The organism is Clostridioides sp. ZZV15-6388, assembly GCF_020657755.1.
Classification (GTDB): Bacteria; Bacillota; Clostridia; order Peptostreptococcales; family Peptostreptococcaceae; genus Clostridioides.
Window position 1 is genome coordinate 33614 of the sequence record NZ_JAGWCU010000021.1, and the last position, 20008, is coordinate 53621.

At 25.7% G+C, this 20008-nt stretch carries 22 protein-coding genes; 6 read left to right on the plus strand and 16 right to left on the minus strand.

From position 1 onward, the window contains the following. Positions 1-102: 102 nt before the first annotated feature. From KGF48_RS13115 to KGF48_RS13155, 9 genes are all read right to left on the minus strand, one after another. Complete coding sequence (locus KGF48_RS13115; protein WP_227829948.1) at positions 103-942, minus strand: 4-hydroxy-3-methylbut-2-enyl diphosphate reductase; 840 nt, start codon at positions 940-942, stop codon at positions 103-105. A 12-nt stretch (positions 943-954) separates the two neighbouring features. Further along, positions 955-1551, minus strand: coding sequence for a lysophospholipid acyltransferase family protein (locus KGF48_RS13120; protein WP_227829949.1), 597 nt, complete (start codon positions 1549-1551; stop codon positions 955-957). Positions 1552-1602: 51 nt separating this feature from the next. Then, complete coding sequence (gene cmk / locus KGF48_RS13125; protein ID WP_227829950.1) at positions 1603-2253, minus strand: (d)CMP kinase; 651 nt, start codon at positions 2251-2253, stop codon at positions 1603-1605. Between the two features lie 53 nt (positions 2254-2306). Next, entirely contained in the window at positions 2307-3560 is a 1254-nt protein-coding gene (locus tag KGF48_RS13130) for an NAD(P)/FAD-dependent oxidoreductase (protein WP_227829951.1), read from the minus strand. 24 nt (positions 3561-3584) lie between these two features. After that, complete coding sequence (locus tag KGF48_RS13135) at positions 3585-4226, minus strand: histidine phosphatase family protein (protein WP_227829952.1); 642 nt, start codon at positions 4224-4226, stop codon at positions 3585-3587. Positions 4227-4436: 210 nt separating this feature from the next. Beyond that, the gene (locus tag KGF48_RS13140; protein ID WP_227829953.1) at positions 4437-4856 is read right to left on the minus strand and encodes a DUF1653 domain-containing protein; all 420 of its coding nucleotides are present in this window, start codon (positions 4854-4856) and stop codon (positions 4437-4439) included. A 241-nt stretch (positions 4857-5097) separates the two neighbouring features. Next, entirely contained in the window at positions 5098-5439 is a 342-nt protein-coding gene (locus KGF48_RS13145; protein WP_227829954.1) for a LytTR family transcriptional regulator DNA-binding domain-containing protein, read from the minus strand. Between the two features lie 1409 nt (positions 5440-6848). Next, entirely contained in the window at positions 6849-7517 is a 669-nt protein-coding gene (locus tag KGF48_RS13150; RefSeq protein ID WP_227868124.1) for a histidine kinase, read from the minus strand. A 528-nt stretch (positions 7518-8045) separates the two neighbouring features. Beyond that, the gene (locus KGF48_RS13155) at positions 8046-8423 is read right to left on the minus strand and encodes a BlaI/MecI/CopY family transcriptional regulator (RefSeq protein ID WP_227829955.1); all 378 of its coding nucleotides are present in this window, start codon (positions 8421-8423) and stop codon (positions 8046-8048) included. Positions 8424-8763: 340 nt separating this feature from the next. Between KGF48_RS13155 and KGF48_RS20700 the strand changes: the two genes are divergently transcribed. Continuing rightward, positions 8764-9096, plus strand: coding sequence for an HXXEE domain-containing protein (locus KGF48_RS20700; protein ID WP_413894808.1), 333 nt, complete (start codon positions 8764-8766; stop codon positions 9094-9096). 191 nt (positions 9097-9287) lie between these two features. On the opposite strand, the gene KGF48_RS13165 is transcribed toward KGF48_RS20700, so the two are convergent. After that, a complete protein-coding gene (locus tag KGF48_RS13165) occupies positions 9288-10259 on the minus strand; it encodes an MFS transporter (protein ID WP_413894806.1) in 972 nt (323 codons plus the stop codon). A gap of 33 nt (positions 10260-10292) precedes the next feature. Beyond that, positions 10293-10490 (minus strand): multidrug transporter, encoded by a 198-nt coding sequence (locus KGF48_RS20705; RefSeq protein WP_413840309.1) that lies wholly within the window; start codon positions 10488-10490, stop codon positions 10293-10295. A 243-nt stretch (positions 10491-10733) separates the two neighbouring features. Between KGF48_RS20705 and KGF48_RS13170 the strand changes: the two genes are divergently transcribed. Then, positions 10734-11207, plus strand: coding sequence for a DUF2798 domain-containing protein (locus KGF48_RS13170; protein WP_227829956.1), 474 nt, complete (start codon positions 10734-10736; stop codon positions 11205-11207). A gap of 535 nt (positions 11208-11742) precedes the next feature. On the opposite strand, the gene KGF48_RS13175 is transcribed toward KGF48_RS13170, so the two are convergent. Beyond that, a complete protein-coding gene (locus tag KGF48_RS13175) occupies positions 11743-12243 on the minus strand; it encodes a hypothetical protein (protein WP_413894809.1) in 501 nt (166 codons plus the stop codon). Between KGF48_RS13175 and KGF48_RS13180 the strand changes: the two genes are divergently transcribed. Further along, a complete protein-coding gene (locus KGF48_RS13180; RefSeq protein WP_227868125.1) occupies positions 12158-12382 on the plus strand; it encodes a hypothetical protein in 225 nt (74 codons plus the stop codon). The genes KGF48_RS13175 and KGF48_RS13180 overlap by 86 nt on opposite strands. Positions 12383-12396: 14 nt before the next feature. On the opposite strand, the gene KGF48_RS13185 is transcribed toward KGF48_RS13180, so the two are convergent. After that, entirely contained in the window at positions 12397-12954 is a 558-nt protein-coding gene (locus tag KGF48_RS13185) for a hypothetical protein (protein WP_227868126.1), read from the minus strand. A gap of 488 nt (positions 12955-13442) precedes the next feature. Between KGF48_RS13185 and KGF48_RS13190 the strand changes: the two genes are divergently transcribed. Further along, positions 13443-14045 (plus strand): flavodoxin family protein, encoded by a 603-nt coding sequence (locus KGF48_RS13190; RefSeq protein WP_227868127.1) that lies wholly within the window; start codon positions 13443-13445, stop codon positions 14043-14045. Positions 14046-14185: 140 nt separating this feature from the next. Here KGF48_RS13190 and KGF48_RS13195 read toward each other — a convergent pair whose 3' ends face one another. The 3 genes from KGF48_RS13195 to KGF48_RS13205 form a co-directional block, all read right to left on the minus strand. After that, positions 14186-15934, minus strand: coding sequence for a cell wall-binding repeat-containing protein (locus tag KGF48_RS13195; protein WP_227840380.1), 1749 nt, complete (start codon positions 15932-15934; stop codon positions 14186-14188). Between the two features lie 249 nt (positions 15935-16183). Further along, on the minus strand, positions 16184-16645 hold the full coding sequence (locus KGF48_RS13200) for a methyltransferase family protein (RefSeq protein ID WP_227840381.1): 462 nt from the start codon (positions 16643-16645) through the stop codon (positions 16184-16186). Between the two features lie 88 nt (positions 16646-16733). After that, complete coding sequence (locus KGF48_RS13205) at positions 16734-17624, minus strand: MBL fold metallo-hydrolase (RefSeq protein WP_227840382.1); 891 nt, start codon at positions 17622-17624, stop codon at positions 16734-16736. A 147-nt stretch (positions 17625-17771) separates the two neighbouring features. On the opposite strand from KGF48_RS13205, the gene KGF48_RS13210 reads away from it, so the two are divergent. After that, the gene (locus KGF48_RS13210; protein WP_227868128.1) at positions 17772-18632 is read left to right on the plus strand and encodes a YitT family protein; all 861 of its coding nucleotides are present in this window, start codon (positions 17772-17774) and stop codon (positions 18630-18632) included. Positions 18633-19432: 800 nt separating this feature from the next. After that, on the plus strand, positions 19433-19999 hold the full coding sequence (locus KGF48_RS13215; protein WP_227828538.1) for a TerD family protein: 567 nt from the start codon (positions 19433-19435) through the stop codon (positions 19997-19999). Positions 20000-20008 lie beyond the last annotated feature (9 nt).

A 20008-nucleotide genomic window follows, 5' to 3' on the forward strand; every position in this document is an offset into this window, starting at 1 on the left:
TTATCTAGTTGCCACATGTAATAGTATAAAATTACATATAGATATTACAATAAATTTTATATATTATACCAGTAGTACACATGTTTTTATTGTTTACTATATTTATAAATTCTCAATAAATGTTATTACTTCCTCTATTATCCAATCTGGTGTAGATGCTCCTGCTGTAACTCCTACATTTTTATACTTCTTAAGCATATTTACATCCAATTCGTCTTTAGTTTCTATTGCAAAAGTTGGAACTAAATCTTCACAAACTTTTACTAACTTTTGAGTATTAGAACTGTGTTTTCCACCTATAACTATCATACAATCAACTTCTCTTGCTAATTCTTTAGCAGCTTCTTGTCTAGTTTTTGTAGCTGAACAGATTGTATCATTAAACACTATATGTTCTAGTTTATCAGCTAATTTGTCAACTATATTTGAATATAAATCTGGATTTATCGTTGTCTGTGCAACAACACAATATTGTTTTGAATTGTCAAATTCCATATTCTCCATTTGCTCTACAGCTTTTATTATTATTGCTGAGTTTTCGCACCATCCATTTATACCTATCACCTCTGGATGTTTCATATCTCCAATAACTATTATTTCATAACCCTTATTATGATACTCACTCACTACTGTATGTATTTTCTTTACAAATGGACATGTAGTATCTACAATTTTAAGCTTTTTATTTTTAGCTTCTTTGTATACTTTCTCAGGAACTCCATGAGATCTTATTATCATATTTTCATAATCTGGTATTATATCAATTTCATCTACAGTTTTAAGACCTTTCTGTTCATATCTTGCTACTGCTTGCTTGTTATGAATAAGAGGTCCTAAAGCATATATTCCAGAATCATTTTTCTCTACTTCATCCCATGCCATTTTCATTGCTCTCTTTACTCCAAAGCAAAAGCCTGCATTTTTTGCTATTTTAACATTCACAAAATTCCCCCCTTATTTTGAATATTTAAAGTAATTCTGTTTTATTATTTCTAAAACTTCTTGTGACATTCTTTCATGGTCATCATTACTTAACTTTTCTTTAAAATGTTCTTCAAATGATATTGGCTCTCCAAAATACACAATTACCTTACTAAAAAGTTTATACTTAGATATTATCGACACTGGTACAACCTTAGATTTACTCTTTATTGTAAATAGAGAAAGACCTGCCTTAGCTTTGCCAAAGTTATCTCCTTTAATTCTTGTTCCTTCTGGAAATATTCCCAACACATAACCATCTCTAATTGACCTTAAAATAGTTTTTATAGTAGATACATCTGGCTTTTCTCTATTTATAGGCATAACATGCAATTTTTTTAATATAAAACCTAATGGTTTCACTTTAAATAATTCTTGTTTTGCAATAGCTGCTATCTCCCTATTCTCTATAGCTGCAGCTAAAAATACAGGATCAAGATTTGACTTATGATTTGAAGCCACCACTATATTTCCTCTATCTGGTATATTTTCGGCACCTATAACTTCATATTTAAAAAACACTTTAGAAAAACATCTAAAAATATTTATTGCAAATCTATAAAAATTCACGTTTATCTCCCTTCAATACTACATTATATTCTCGTTTTAGATACATTGAGCTTAAAAACTTATCTTAGATACAACTTCTTGTACAACCTGCTCTATAGTCTTTCCTGTAGTATCTATTTCTAGTGCATCATCAGCTTTTACTAGTGGTGCAAATTCTCTATTTGAATCAATTTCATCTCTCTTTACTATATCTTCAATTACTTCTTTTAAAGTAGTATTATATCCTTTATTACAAAGTTCTTTATAGCGTCTACTTCCTCTTTCTTCTGGTGTAGCTACTAAAAAGAATTTATAATCTGCATTTGGAAAAACATATGAACCTATATCTCTACCATCTAATATTACTGAACTTTTTGTTCCAATTTTTCGTTGAACTTCAACCATCAACTTTCTTACTTCTTTTATCTTAGCTACATTGGAAACATTATTGCTTACTTCTATTGTTCTGATTTCCTCATTTATAATTTTTTGGTCTAAATATATGCTATTATTTTTAAAATCTATATCCGAATTTTCAGCTATTTTAATAACTTCTTTTTCATTATTGACATCAATATTATTTTTTAAACACTTATAAGTAACAGCTCTATACATAGCACCTGTATCTATATAATTTATATTTAGTTTTTCTGCTACTATCTTAGCTATTGTACTTTTACCAGCCCCTGCTGGTCCATCCACAGCTATAATCAAATTACTCATATCTACACCTCTATTTTATTTATATTTAATAATCGACTTATTAAAAACTATACTTATACACTAGTCCCTGCAAGATATCCAGTTGAAAATGCTATTTGTAAATTATATCCACCAGTTTCTGCATCTACATCTATTACCTCACCTGTAAAAAATAAATCCTTTATTAACTTAGACTCCATTGTAGAAGAATTAATTTCTTTAACTGAAATACCACCAGAAGTAACCATTCCAGTGTTTATGCCTGTAGTTCCATTACAAGTTAGTTTCATATTTTTTATATACTCAATAATTTTAATTTCATCAGCCTTAGACAACTCATTTGCTTTTTTATCACTTAAAGATAATATAGAAAGAATTTCTCTTAAGAAGTTTTGAGGTAATATCTGTTTAAGATTATTTAAGATATTTTTATTTGGAATTTCTCTAATTATATTAGAAATTTCATTGACATCTAAATTTGGTAAAAAATCTATATTTAATTCTACCTTATCTTTTTCAATAATCTTATTGATATAAGAAGACATTATAAGTACACAAGGACCTGTTATCCCAAAATGTGCAAATAGCATGTCTCCTGATTTTGATATTTTCTTTTTCTTAATCTTACAAGATATTTCTACATTTCTCATAGATATTCCTTGTAAAGCTTTAATCCATTTTTCTTCTATTGTAAGTGGAGCTAAAGCAGGATATAGTTTATTTAATGTATGTCCATGATTTTGAAGAACCTTATACATTAAACCATCTGAACCTGTTTTTGAATAACTAACTCCTCCAGTTGATATAATAACTTTATCACCTAATATATTATCTCCATTATCTAAAATGACACCCTTTATTGAATAATTTGCTTTATTATTGTTATGGTCATCTTGTTCAGTGATTTTTTCAATTATAATATCCACAACTTTTTTATTATACATTATCTTTACATTATGATTAATTAAGTCCTTATTTAATACTTCTATTACTTCTATCGATTTATCATTCTTAGTATAAACCTTATGGTCATTTTCTTCTTCAATCTTATACTCTAAATTTTTACTTTCAAAATACGATATAAGATTTTTATTTGTAAATGCATAAAAGCTACTATATAGAAATTTTTTATTGTTTACAACCTTATCAAAAAAAGCTTCTATCTCTCTATTGTTGGTAAAGTTACATCTACCTCCACCAGTTGCTCTTAACTTTCTCCCTAACTCTCCATTTCTTTCAATCAATATTACTTCATTATTGTTTTTTGAAGCTGACAAGGCTGCCATCATGCCAGATGGACCTCCACCAACCACTATAACTTTACTCATAAACTTCTCCTTATAATTTGATACTTACTCAAGTGCAGAATTATTTATTTTTACATGATTTTTTATATGACTTGTATCATTCATCTTTATTACTACTGGACCGTAATCTTTAAATTCTACTATATTTAAAGCAGTGTTATCTTGCTTAATTCTGTATATATTTTCCATACCTGACTCTAGGAATGATAGTAACATAACCCTCAATGTAATTGAATGTGTAACAAGAACTATATTTTTATCATTGTATTTTTCATTTAATTCCTTTATAAAAGTATCTACTCTTTCTTTTATAATTTTAAGAGTTTCTCCTTCTGGTATATTTACTAAATGTGGCTCATTTCTCCATGTTGAATATATATCTGAATAGTCTTTTTGAATTTCTTTTATTAAAAGACCTTCCCAAACTCCAAATCCCATTTCTCTAAGTGCTTCAGTTTTTTGGACTTCAATATTGAGCTTATCACCTAAAATTTGAGCTGTTTGCATTGCTCTTCCTAAATCACTACTAAAAATATAATCAATTGAATACTTACCAATGTCTTCAGAAAGTTCTCTTGCTTGTTCTATCCCTTGTGCTGTAAGGTCAGAATTACCATGACCTTGTGTTTTTCCTAATAAGTTCCAATCTGTTTGTCCATGTCTTACTATATAAAAAGTATTTCCCATATTTCCTCCTAATATATCTGTCTATTTTTTATTAAATATAAATTGTCACTTCTCAAAATTTAATTATATCATATAACAGTTTACTATGTTTCTATTTTATAACTTAATCTAAGATATTCTTCTCTTCTCAGCTCATCCTATTTATATTTACCACAATTTATTATATAATAACAGTTTTTTTCTTAAATTATAAAATGTAATCATCATATTTTATTTATAAAATTCTTCAAATCTATATTCTTGAATCGGGTTAAAATATTTATCTCTATCTACTTTTGATAAAAACATGTCTAGTGGCCTTACAAATACTCCTGTATCATCATATAAAGTTTTATATAAGACCAAATTATTATTATCTTCTTCTTTTTTATGATAAAAGTTTCCATTCAAGTCTCTATATATAAAAATATTTTCATCTAGCTCAGTATGCTTAACATCTAGCTTATACCTAACTGTGTTTTTAGTTAACCCTTTTTCATTATATGTTTCACAGATTTTTTCTATATCATTACTATCAATGGCTTTGCTCAATCCCATTGTAGCATAATATTTTCCTTTAAAATGTTTATAAATACAAGGATATTTTAATTTTCTTTCATCAATGTTTAGACTATTTTTTGGTTTATCCATTTTACTATCCTCTCCTACATGTATTGTTTGAAAAAGTTGTTTATGAGTTTAATTTTTATTTATATAAATATATTCTACTTTTCTTATTACGCAGTTATATAAAATCATGTAACTAAATAAAACTTATCCTATATTTTATTTATTAAAAGCAATACTTGTCTTATATTTTATCATAATTTAAAGTTTATTAATAATACAATAAAATAAATAAAGAGGCTGTATAAAATACAGCCTCTCAAAGTTAATATTTATAATCATATAATTTTTCTAACTTCTTTTCTAATTTCTTTTTTCTATCTAAACCTAAAACTCTTATAAAGTTATTTCCTACAAAAATACAATTATTGCTGAGATAAAATTCACACTTATCTAAATTTACAATATAACTGTTACTACATTTGAAAAAATTTTCTTCTTTCAGTAGTTTTTTTATACTAGAAGAATTTTCTCCAATATAATAAGTTTCATTTTCTGTATAAATTTTTGATTCATACTCTTGCTTTTCTATGTACAAAATCTCTTTAATGTTAATTGAAAAACGTTTATCTTCGTGTTCAATATTAATAAAACATTCCTCTTTCATTACCATCCCTCCAAGTATTCTTATTAATTTAATTTTAGTGTTTTTTATCAATTTAATCTATCGGAAATATATGTAAGATTAGTCTATTTGAAATATTTATAAAGTTATTTTTGATATTGACTTACAAACTCATTTTTTGGCATTAATTTTTAAAGTTAAAGTAGCCTATTATAAATAATATCAGTAATTATAGATACATATTTCTTTAATAAAATAACTCTTCAATAAAGTTGTGTAAAATTATACATATAAAAGTAAATATTGACTTTTATATGTATAATTTTAAGGATTAAGATTTAATTACAGATTTGTTAAAATAATTTTATACTTCTTAATTATCAATTGAAAGTTCATAGACATATCACAAATATATAGCCAAAATCAATCTTGTGGTAACAACTAACAAACACAGATTATCTATAAAGTCTAAAGTAAAAAATATGGAATTATATAACTTGCAAAAGATTTCAGATTTGCACAAAGGATACTACAAAGTGTCTCTTGTCTTATTCACGGTCCAAAGACAATTATTATAATAGCTGGAATGAACAAAGTAGTTGATGATGTTCAGTCTGCCAGTGGAAGAATCTGAACATTTACTTGTTCTGCACTAGCATTAAATTGAAAACGTAAGGCCCCTTTAGAAAAAACTACTCATTACAAGGTAAGCATTTCTTGAAATTATTAAAAAGTTGATAAGTAATATTACATGGTATAGTTATGGACATAAAAAAACAGTCTATATGTTAAAATAAACTGCTCTATAAACTAAAACTTGATAATTTTTAAAATTGAACCTGTATAATTATATCTATAGGTTCACAATAACAATCAATCCTAAAAATCCTATCATAAGAATTGTTCTAATCAAAGCTAATGCATTGATAATTATTTTTGTCTTATGTTTTTATATATACTATCAATAATCCTTTTGTAATATTGTACTGTCTAGACTTCATACTTTATATCCGTTCTAATTACTATTTTCCATCTGTTTATGTGCTTCTATTTTTTCATATCCAAGAATCTTGTATTCACAAAAGATATGTGAAAATACTCTTTTTTATTCTGAATAACTTGCTTCAATTTATTTAAAAATCTGCATAATATGTTGTCACTATTAGTTCTTCATAGTATTCTAACTTTAATACCATCTAATAATAGGAGGAATTTATGAACTACTTAATAGTTTTCTTAATAAGGTTATTTATATATTTTTTACTCCTACCATACAACTTAGGAATATCTGATGTAATCTTACTTATTTCACTAATGCACTCATTTTAAAGAATCTTATCACAATCAACTTTATCTACTTCACCAGATAATTCAAGTTTCAATATTTTAAAACAAATAAGCTATAATATATCAATTAGAAATATTCACTAAGCTATTTTTATATGTATTAATTAATTTATTATATTATCTTTTTTAGCTTTAATTTTAAGTATTATACGTATTAATACAAATATTGAGATATTGGACAATATCAATAGTAAAACTATTACTATAAAAACAACTCTCTTTTCAGGAGAAATTTTTAAAAGATTAATAATATAATCGTAAAGTATAAAAAAAGATAATAAATTTGCTATCATTGGAACACATATATACAATTCTTTTTTACTAATTTTAAAATTAGTAAAAGAAATTTTATATATGTACAATAATATAATTAAAATCAATTTTCCAAAAAAGATAGCTTCATATCTGTATAAATTTCCATTAAGTAAAATATTCATATTATCTAAATTGTTCATTGAAACTACTAATAGCATACTCAATGCATTTATACCTATTAACACCATCCAATAAAAAAACAAAATCACTAAACATTTATATATATTGACCTTATAATTTGACTTATAAAAAATAAAGGTTATAAGAATACATATCCATATTCTATCATTAGCTCCTACATTTATATAAAAAGAACAAATAATGAGAAAAACAGAAAATAAGAAAGATATATTTAACTTTATTAAATTAGTTTTTACTTTACTTGTATAATCAAATACTTTCTTGCATGCCCATATCTCTATAATAGAAGAAACAATTGTTATAAACGTGTCTAGCATAATAACTCCCCAAAAATAATTAATTTATATCTTCACAATAAAATATACCATTAAAAATACATACTCATTATAACATAAAAAGACACTTAAATTTGATATTATTACTTAATGATTTTAATAATAGTATAAAATCAACTATGAAATATTGACAATTAAGTTGTTAACAATACAATCAGAAAATATAAAAATTATTTCTTCATTTTATTTTAATTATGCTTAAAAATATAAGTCGACTCTAAGAACAATTAGAAACAATTAAGGCAGTTTGATATGATTAAATAAAATAATTGCTTGAATTAAGAAAAAATATTGAATTAAAAGATTATTTTTAAAACTAAAAACATAGAGCACTAAAATAGGTGGTATCATTTAATTTGATACCATCTACTTTAATCATTATAGGTATTTTACTGAATTTACGCCTATTAATCATCAATTTATAAATAGTTGATAACTTATTAAATAATACCAGCATAGATTCTTGTATATATCTATCTATTAAAAACTTAAGCATGCAAACACATATACTTATTCATCCTTTAAATTTTTAAAATGATTTTCAAATAAATCTAATGCATTTTTGTCAATAACTTCATCTTCATGTAATGCTGAAAGTAAACTTTGCAAAGAATTATCATGTATATTACTTAAAAAATCTTTTGTCTCAACATTTAAATATTCTTTGTGTCCAACAACTATCGTATAATGAGTATATCTATCTATTTTTTCTGCATCCAAGAAATGCTTTTTAACAAGTCTTGATAAAAGTGTCAATGTTGTTGTTTGTTTCCATCCATATTTTTGTTCCATAGCTTCAATAGTTTCTTTTGATGTCACTGTATCATTTTTTTCCCAAATAAACTTCATAACTTTTAACTCTGCTTGTGGTATTTTTGAAATTGTCATAACCTTACGCCCCTCTCAAACTTTTATTAAATTAATACTATCGCAATATAGTTTTTAAGTCAAAGATTTTGTCGATAATAATATTTTCCAATTTTTTCCATAATTTATTTCTTGATATAATTCTATAACAAATTACATAAGAAATGTTTATTCTACATTATGAAATTAAATATATACACTATTAAAAAACTAAAAATTTAAACTTTTCTTTAATTGATATATAAAAATTGGATATATAGCATTTATATTTGACATTTTCTTTGAAAGAATCGTACAAAAATTAAAAAATAATTTGTGTTCGATTTTCTTATAATATCACTTTTTTATTATTACGCTTTCAATTATAACTTTGCTATCTTGTATCTTTGACAACTATTTCATTTGGTATGGATGTTTATTTGCTTTTACATTTCATTTTATATTTCCTCACTTTAACTTATATATCCGATTTAAACACCATGTTCCTGGCGTATTCACATCCATAATCTTTTTACCAATCTGTATCTGGCTACTTTATATTACATCGAATATGCTTAATTATAGTCTGTTTAAACTTTCACTTTCCTGTTTTATTGGTACAATTTTATTAGTAATAATATTTGTTTCACTTCATAAAGCTATGAAATTTTTTGAGTATTTACTAATAATGTATCAGGGTGAAAATAATCATTAGTTTTAGATATTATTATAATTTCTACCATTATACAACAGGCAAACAAATGGTACAAGGAGGTTGTAAAAACACAATTTTAAGGTTAATAAAAATAAAAGAATTCATAAAAATGAATTCTTTTATCTATAATTTTGATTAGTTTTTTAAATATAGTACTAAAGCTACTCTTCCTTTTTATCAAAGTTTAAAGATTATTTTACATTATCTTTAGTAAATAATCCAGTAAATTTATACATCCAAAGTGCATTCAAAAATAATAATATACTTGTTGAGAAAAATACTGTTCTAATACCTAAATGGGCCGATATTTGTCCCCCTAAAAAAGCTCCTGATGAACATCCCATATACTGAGCAGATGCATTATATCCAAATATTTTTCCAACATATTCTTCTGGTGCAATTTTTTTTAATAAACTATTTACAGAAGGATTAAGCCCTGCCACTGATAATCCTAATAAAAATCTCATAAACATCAGTTGCCATGCAGTTCTTACAAAAGCTTGTGGTATAAATATAATTCCTGCCCATAAAAGTGAAATTAGTAATACCTTTTGAGGTCCTATTTTATCTGACATTTTTCCAAGTTTTTGAGCTGCCAATAGGTTTGCTAATCCTGATGCAGAAAATGTCAATCCTGCTATTAAAGCTACATTTGATGCAAAATTTGTAAGCTGTGATATATATATTGTTACAATTGGTTCTATAGAATATAATGCCAGCTGAGTAATAAATGTAGTCACAAAAATAGATGCAATTAAAAACTTATTTGGCAATGGATTTAATTGTTCTTTAGGTATAGAAATTAACTCTTTTATTTCTTTAGGTCTAAAATTATCTACTACAAACAGAATAGATATGATAAATGATACAAATAATAATCCTCCTGTTATAATAAATACACTTTTAAGTCCTAAAATTGATTCTATATACCCTCCTACTGTTGGCCCAATTAATGAACCAGTAGTTGATGCAGTTGCAAGTGTACCTAAGGCCCAACCAGAATGATTTTTATCTGTCTGAGTTGCAATCAGTGTAGTACATGCAGTTGCATAACCTGTAAAAACACCTTGAAGAATCCTTAGCCCTAATAGCTGATAAACATTTTGTACAAATGCCATGGTAAATATCACTATTCCCATACCAATACTTGCACGTAAAAGCATTGATTTTCTTCCATATTTATCAGCAGCTTTCCCTCAAATTGGCGAAAAAAATGCTGCTACTACAAAAGTACATCCAAAAATCATACCTGAATACTGTTGTATTAAGCCTACATCAGTTACACCCAACTGCTTAATATATAATGGAAGTATAGGTGCTATTTGGCTCATACCTATAGAACTAAAGAACATCCCTATCCAACATACAAATAAATTTCTTTTCCACAATTCCATATAGAACTACACCCCCTAAATTTTAAATTTCTTTGACAGCACTATAATTTTATTACCTTATACTATTAATTATAAAGTTTAAAAAACTTAATTTCCATGGATATCCATAAAAATAAAAATATTTTATGGATATTTCTATCTATTTCAAAAATAAATTTCAAATTTTTAAAAATTTACTTACGACAAAATTTTTCTTCATGTATAATCCTAATAGAAATAAATTACACTTGGAGGTAAATGAATATGCCACAAAATAGAAAAGAAAGTTTAATATTTACAGTGATTATGTGTGCCTTTATGGTATTTTTTATGAGTGTCTATAATGTCTCTTTGCATGAAGGCCTTTCGCTAGAAACTGTAAAAAATGCTTGGATGAGTTTTCCACTAGCATATGTAGTAGGTATGATTTTTGATTGGTTTGTTGTTTCTAAAATTGCTAAAAAAATCGCATTTCGCATTGTAAATCCAGAAAGTAGACAAATTGCAAAGGCCATTGTTATATCAAGTTGTATGGTATGTGGAATGGTTATATGTATGTCTTTATTTGGAGCCATTGAATCAGTTGGTTTCTCTAGTACAATCTTATTTGTATGGGTTGTTAATATATTCAACAACTTTATTATTGCATTGCCATTACAACTACTAATTGCAGGCCCTTTAGTGAGATTTGTTTTTAGGAGGTTATTTCCTGAAGGAACAATTGTAGATTGTTTATAACTATACAAAACTACATAAGACTTTATACTATAAGTATACTTATCCCAAATCAAGCTACTACACTATACAATAATTTTTAATTAGTGGCAAATAAATTTGTTACCAAATTTATTTGCCATCAAATTCATCGTTAATTATATTTTAGATTTATGAAATTCCATTCAAATTTATTAAATTTAATTTTCACATTATGTTCAAATTCACTCTTGGCAATGTATTTTTCATTTTGTAGAATCAAGTAAAAATTTTATTATATAGTAGACTACCACTATTTTCATACTTACTCCCCTCTAAAAATAAAGTATGCTTATCATAATCAGTCATTACCAGTTAATCTATGATATAGGTGACAAATTAAATTCTTTTATGAATATTTTAATAGGTACTTTCGATAATTCTGAACAACACAAGGAATTACAAAATAGAAGAATCAAATTGACTTCTTATGAGATTCCAAATGGTTATGATAAAATAGCTTTTACTTATTAAAAATTAGGAAATATAGAATATTCCAGTTTGAAGATTTCAGAAAAATTCACTCAATCCACCCATCTTTTTTTTTATAATATTGTCTAGGAAATTCATAGTTTGAAAACATTAATGGAGATAGAGAATACGAGTAACTACCAGCATTATTAATTGAAACCACATCTCCTATAACTGCCTTTTTTAATTTAACATTATTGGCTAATACATCTAATGATGTACAAAGATTTCCAACTATTGTTACATACTCTTCTTCTTCTGAACTACTTAATACTGAAAAAGAAAATGCATGATTTGATGTATATAATGGTTCTTGCCCTTCTAATTCTACACCACAAGTTACTTTCTCAATTAAATTAGAAATAATAGGTCTCATAAATCCATTAAGACCATTTCTTACAACAAGATACTTTGTCCCTCTTGATACCTTAATATCGACAATTTTAGTATAGTAATTGCCTGATGTGCAAACTACAAAACGACCTGATTCAATAAAGAGTCTAGCCTTTAATGTATTTGCATTAGTAGAAACAATCTTTTCAGTTAATATCGAAAGCTTTTTAAAATTAACTGGACTTTCTTTAAGATTATCATATGCTACTCCAATACCACTACCAAAATTTATAAACTCAATGTTTATATGTTCACTTTTATTTAAATTTAATGCTATGAGAAAACATTTTTCATAATAACATCCTAACTTTTAAAAATCTAGCACTTGAGATTTAATATGTATATGTATCCCAACTACAGATATATAGTTACAAAGATTTAGTATTTTAAAAACATTATCTATATCTTCTATATCAATACCAAACTTGCTTGATATAGAGCTATCATCATCCATAGTAAAATCAGGATTTATTCTAAGACCTATTTTAATTTTTTTATTATGTTTTTTTGATATTTTATTTATAAGTTCTATTTCTGTTATACTATCTGCAATAATTATACACTTATCTAAAACAGCTTCTATATCCTCTTCTGTCTTTCCTGGTGCAGAATAGTAAATATTATCTCTAACCACTCCACATTCTTTTGAAATCAATACTTCTTTCATTGATGCCGCATCTGTTCCAAACCCTTGTTTAGCAATACTTTTCACAATTTTATTATATGGATTTGTTTTTATGGAATATAAAAAGTCAAAACCTAAAATATTATTTTTTAACTCCATACATCTTTCGATTATATTAACCTCATCATATATATAACATGGTGCATGTTCTTTTATAAAGTTATATTCTTGATTTAAATACATATTTTATACCTCCATGGTTATAGATGATTTTATTAATTAAGTTCCTATACTAATTATAATATATTTTACTATAGAAATAATTTATTTCAACTTTGTTACAGATTAAAAAAGTATATTGTTGTTAATGTATTCTCGTAGTATCCTAAGTTTATATTAAACTTTAAAATTGTGAGGTTATATATGAAATTTTTAATAGTCTTTTTAGCATATTTTTTAATGTATATTTTACTGGTACGTATTGGAAAAAGAATTAATAAAGTATATCCATACAAAAATCATATTTTTACATGGATGATTTTAATTTTACTAGCATTCTACATAGTTACTAATATTGCTAGTTTTCTAAAAGTACTTCTTTAGACTATTGGTTTTAAACTACCAAATAAAATAAAAATCATTCTATGTAATATATATTTAAAAAGTTTTTATAAAATCTAAATATTACTATATGATTAAAAATTATTTTAAAATAATATGGAGGTGTTAATATGAAAGTATGTATTCTTATGGGAAGCCCTAAGAAGAATGGCAATACAGCTTCTATTTTAGAGCCATTTATAGAAGAACTAGAAAACTATAATGCAAATCTTGAAATGTTATGGTTATATGATTATCAAATAGAACCTTGTATTGCCTGTAAAAAATGTCAGAAAAATTTATCTTCTTTTGGATGTTGTCATGATGATGATGTTCATAAAATTTTCAAAAAAGTTCTTATGTGTGATTTGATTATTCTTGCAACTCCAATTTATTCTTGGTATTGCACTGCTCCAATGAAAGCATTGCTTGATAGATTGGTATATGGTATGAATAAATACTATGGTGATGAAAAAGGACCAGCACTATGGTCAGGAAAATCACTAGCACTTATTACAACTTGTGGATATAGCCCTGAAAAAGGAGCTGATATCTGGGAAGATGGTATAAAGCGTTATTGCAAACATTCACAGTTGAAATATATAGGAATGCTTGTTGAACGTGATTTAGGTAAACCTAATTTTATGGATACTGAAAAAGAAGAACACTCTCGTCAATTTGCAAAATATATTTATAACATTGTACATAATTCATTTAAAGCAGATAGCTATTAACTATACTACAATAAAATACTATTTTTTGAGACACAATTTTTTGTTTACAGTTATCTAAATTTTATAACTTAATAATACAAATAAAACAAATAAAGCTTATATAATTTAAAAATTATATAAGCTTTATTTCCACCTGTATTTTAGTTTTGAAATGATATATCATTTATACCACTATTTTTCACCTCTATAATTGGATGGCCATTACCTAAAGTATAATCATTAGACCAACCTTCTGGTAACTTGTTTAATCCTCTATTATCCAATTTTAAGTGTAAATTTGATGGTTCTTTTTTTAATTTTAATTTAAATACACCACTAAATATATCTGTGTCATCTTTCCCAAACACGCTTATATTTCCATTTATATTTGTAGCAGTTACCCCAACAATACCATTATTAGCTCTAAACTTTATTTCAGACAATATAGATTCAGCAGATACACTTGAAACTCCGTTATTAATATTTATATTAAAAGGATATGTTATATCACTATCTTCAACGTTTACAGTTCCATTATCAACATTAATTGTAGCTCCTCCTTTGATATTATAAACTCTTACTGACCCATTTCCAGTATCTATCTTAAAATTAGAATAAACTCTATCAGGAATTCCTATCTTTAATATATTTACCATCTTATCTTTACTTGCATTTATAATATTATCACCATTCATATCTTCTACAGTATTATCTGTATTTTTTTCTATTTTTTTCTTAGCACTTACAACCACCTTACCATTTTTTACATTATTAGAAGATTCTTCTTTATTTACAGAAAAAGTACAATTTTTTTCATTGCTAACACTAACATAATCAAATTCAAATTTATTAGTATCTGTCTTTTCAATAATTACACCTAAATTATCCATCTCTATAGACATTTCAGATACTTCATTTCCATCAATTGTAGTTAAATGTTTTATTATATTTGGTGTTATGTCCATGTCACTATACTCTGCTATATCTAAACATTGTTTATATGTATTTGAATCGATTCCCCCAACTTTAGTTATACTTTTAGCTCCTTTTAATATGCTTTTATTACTTCCATCAGCAACTAAAACGATTGGTTTTTCTTTTGCTAAAGGAGATAATGTCAATGCATCTATTAATTGATATCCTTTTGTTATGTAAAAACCATTTGCCCCATTATAAAACTTTTCTATTACTTTTTTATTAGTTTCAAATCTATCATTTCCCCCAACTCTAGTTGCATTGGTCTCTTTTATTAACTTTTCATCTATTGCAGAACTACCTCCTATAGCATAAACACTTAACTCTTTAGTACTAAACGGAATTTTTTTACCATCTGTAAGTATTATTGGCACCTTATTTTTTGCTGCTACAGGTGCTATACTCATAGCATCAGCCTCACCGACAAATCCATTTGTTATCATAACTTCTTTTACTTTACTAACTCCATTTATTTTTTTTGCTACATTGTAACTAGTTTCAATTCTACTATTTCCACTTATTCTTTCTACTTCAATATTTTTTCTTTTTATATCTTTTTCTACTGAACTATCAATTGTATTATAACCACCAATTATATATACTTTTTTTACGACATTCAAATTCTTATTATTTAATCTATTTAATGTCGCATTTGGTAGTTCATTTTTTTTAGTTAAAAGTATTGGAGCATTGATAGTACCTGATAGCCCACTTGATGAAAGCCCATCAGATAAATTTTTATCTCCATTAACTAATATTACAGTGTCATAAGTCTGCTTATCTGCTATAAGTCCTGCTGTTTCATATCTATCAGTTCCTATTATAGAATCCTCTTTAATTTGTGCACTTGCAGTTAAACTATTAAAAAAAAATAGAGTCAAAGCCAAAGTTGATATACCTATTTTTTTACTGAATTTTTTGAACTTTTTATTCATAATCCCTACTATTTCCCCCTTCTTATAATTAATTATTTTTTTAATTTTTATAAATTTACCTCTTTATTTACAAATTATAGCATAATTTTATAATTAAATAGCTATTCTCTTAAAATTATTTAATATAAAAAAGCTGTATTTCTATTTATTAATTAATAGTCAAGTAAGTAATAAATAGAAATACAGCTTAAAATATTCGACTTTTTACCAAGGTTATTTCATCTGATTAATAAACTAGAAATTTACACTTTACCAAATATAAGGTATAATACGATATTTCGTTTTTTGACAATATTCCTTATATCCATCAAGTTCAGCACTAAGTAACTTCTCTTCATCTAATATCCGAAACACAATTATTATGCATAAAGTAATTGCAGCAATCATTCCCCACCATGAATTCAGTGCTAGAGGTGTAAAAAGTATAATTAATATAGCACCTAGATACATAGGATGTCGCACAACTGAATATGGTCCATCAGTAATCACTTTTTGATTACTCATAACAGTTATAACTTTTGATGTAAAGGAATTGTATCGAAAAACAAAGAATACAATTATAAATCCAATTAAAATAAGTACATCTGATATTATTGTCAAAATAAGTGGAATACTAGACCAAGCAAAGCGGTTATCTAGAGCTGGTACTTCTAGCAATCCAAATAAGAAAAGAAATCCAGCAATACTTTGACCAAGTATTTGTTGTGGCAATTTGATGGCAAATTTTATTTTTATCTCTTTTTTTCGAAGATACTTGTATTAAAATATTTTTATTGCATAGTTTGATATTTTTCAGTATTTATACAGCTTTTATCATCATCTTGCCACCATCAAATACATATTCAACCATATTGTGTTCATATAAATATGTTATATAAGAACGTATTGTACTACCAACTAGAACGTATTGATTAGCATCTAATTTAACGTTGTACACATCACACATTTTTTCAATGACTTCATCAATCATAATTGGTTCACAACAAACCTTTTTAATATTAGATATTATCTCTTCCATCTTCTCTTTATTGACATCAATTAAATCTTGTATACTTGTAGTCTTGACAGAGTGACTTGGAACAAAAAAATCTGCATCAAGAGTTTTCATTTTTTCTAACGTTTTAAATTGTGAATCTATATCCAATAAAAAAAAGAAATGATATTTACTAATTATATTTTCTGGTGTAAGGCTATCTGCAACAAACAAAACATTATCTGGAGTTCTAACACCAATCATTTCAAAATAATGACCAGGAAGAGAAATCGCTTCAAGTTCTGTATCTAAAATTTTCCCATTTGAAGGTATAATATAATCAACTTCACTCTCTTTTGCTAATAAAAATTTATTTTTTAATGCTTTACTTGGATACCCTCCATACAAAAATGCTGATTCTAATATTGGATTTTCTGTAAAGTATCCTTCTATTTTAGTTGTAGCAATCTTGCATTTTGTTTGATTTTTCAAATATGCATTCCCTCCTATGTGGTCTGCATTTGAATGAGTGTTTATTATTAGTTTAGGATTTAAATTATGCTCCTCTAATAGTCTAAGAACTTGTCTGGCTGTATCTTTGTTATTTCCACTGTCAATTAAAATTGCATTATTTCCATCTACATATACACCTACTATTGTAGGAAGTGGGATATAATATGTATTTCCTTCTATATGTTCTAAAGTCAGTTTAGCCATTTTATAACCTCCCTTAAATTTATTTTTAATTATAGCATTAATTTTCAGAAAATTCCAATCAAATTATTTTTATAATATGTTTTTATTTTTTTTATTAAAAATTGGAAAAACTATATGATATATATTATAATCTATATATAAGGAGTGATGTTATTGAAAAAAGATAGAATAACTTTTTCAGAAATTTTAATATTAATTGTAGGCTGTATATTAATGGCAATTTCTCTTAACATGTTTTTTAATCCACATGCAATTGCTGCTGGTGGTATAACAGGTCTTGGAGTTGTTTTAAATTCATTATTTGGTGTACAACTTTGGATTGTCAATTTACTTTTAAATATACCTCTATTCATATTTGCTTACAGAATACTTTCAAAGAAAGATTGCTTTAAAACAGTCTTAGGTATAATTTTTCTTACTATAGCACTTAAAGTTACTGCAAATATGACTACACTAGATATTACAAATGATATGTATCTTGCAATTATATCTGGTTCTATTTTAATGGGAGTTGGTCAAGGCCTTATTTTTAGAATAAATGGCTCTACAGGTGGAACCGATTTGATGGCACTCCTATTAAATAAATATTTTCCTACACTTAGTATCCCTGTTTTGATGGGTATTGTCGACTGTGTTGTAGTAGTACTATCGGGAATAGTAAATAGACAAGTTGAGATTGCACTTTATTCAACTGTAGCACTATACATTTTAGTAAAAATTAGTGACTTACTTATTGAAGGATTTAATTATTCAAAATCATTTACTATTATATCTGACCTTTCATCAGACATAAGTAAAATAATAATGGAAGATTTAGATAGAGGCGCAACTATTCTAAAAGGCGAAGGTGCTTATACTGGAGAAAATAAAAATGTACTTTTGGTTGTAGTTGAGAAAAAAGAAGTTGTTGAACTAAAAAAATTAGTGAAAAGTGTCGATCCTAATGCATTTATAATAATTACAGATATACATGAAGCTTTAGGAAATGGATTTAAAAAAATAGAATAATCACAAAAACAAATAGCAAGCATAAATTTCAGATATAAAAAACTTATATTTTTATATTTGAAAATTGTGCTTGCTGTTTTTCATACAATAAACAATCAAAAAATACACCACTTAGATTTAATTTTAAATTTATCTCATTGTGCTAAATTTACATTATTTATTAGTTTAATATCTATATTTTATATACTTTCCTATCAATATAAATTTAAAATAGATTAATTACATTGACACAAATCTGTATAAAATATATGTTAAATTATCTACTACTATAATAAGTAATTGTAATTTACATATAAATTACGATTACTTATCTATAAATTTCTTTTTTATCTTACTATCAATGATAGGTATAGGAATTATCATCCCAATTATACTGATTAAAAGATTAATCAAACTTAAGTATTCAGGTCTAATTTTTATAAAAATTTTATTCAAACATACAACAATTACTAAAAATAATCCTATAATAATCCATATATATCTCCCAACTTTATATAAATTTCTATACATATAATCTTATCTACAAACTACAAGTTTTTATAATTATTATTCTCCATTATATCATTTATTGAATTTTTTAACAATTAAACGAAATATAAACTTAAACACCTATGCAATTACTAATTATAAAGTATTTTAAAATTACACAAGACCTATATTTATGGATTATAAGATATTTATATAATAAATTATTCATAAATATAGCCAAATTGGTCTAAATATGTATATAATAAAAATAATATGATGATTATATTTAACACTGTCAATAAAACTAAAAATATTAAAAAGGAGAACTTAAAATGAGTGTTAATTTACAAAAAGGACAAAGAGTAAGTTTAGTAAAAGATGCTAATCCTGTAAAAAATTTAGTTGTAGGATTAGGGTGGGATATGAACAAACTAGGTAAGAAAAACTATGATTTAGATGCATTTGCAATAGCATTAACTAATGAAGATAAAATGAAATCATCAAAAGACTTAGTTTATTTTGGACATCTTAAACATCCTTCTAAATCTATCATACATACTGGTGATAACTTAACTGGAAGAGGCGAAGGAGACGATGAACAAATAAATGTTAATTTAGGTGAGATACCTGAATATGTACACAAAATAGTTTTTGGAGTTTCTATATACAGAGCTAAAAAAAGAAATCAAGATTTTGGCCAGATGAATAATTCTTTTATAAGGCTAGTTGATTCAAATTCTAGACAAGAATTATTTAAATATAACCTTCAAGAAGACTTTTCTGGTAAAGTAACAGTTTTGGCAGGCGAAATTTATCGCAGAAATGAAGAATGGAAATTTAATGCCCTAGGAATTGGTCAAAATGAAGAGCTTCATGAATTAACTGATATATATCGTTAATACTAACTA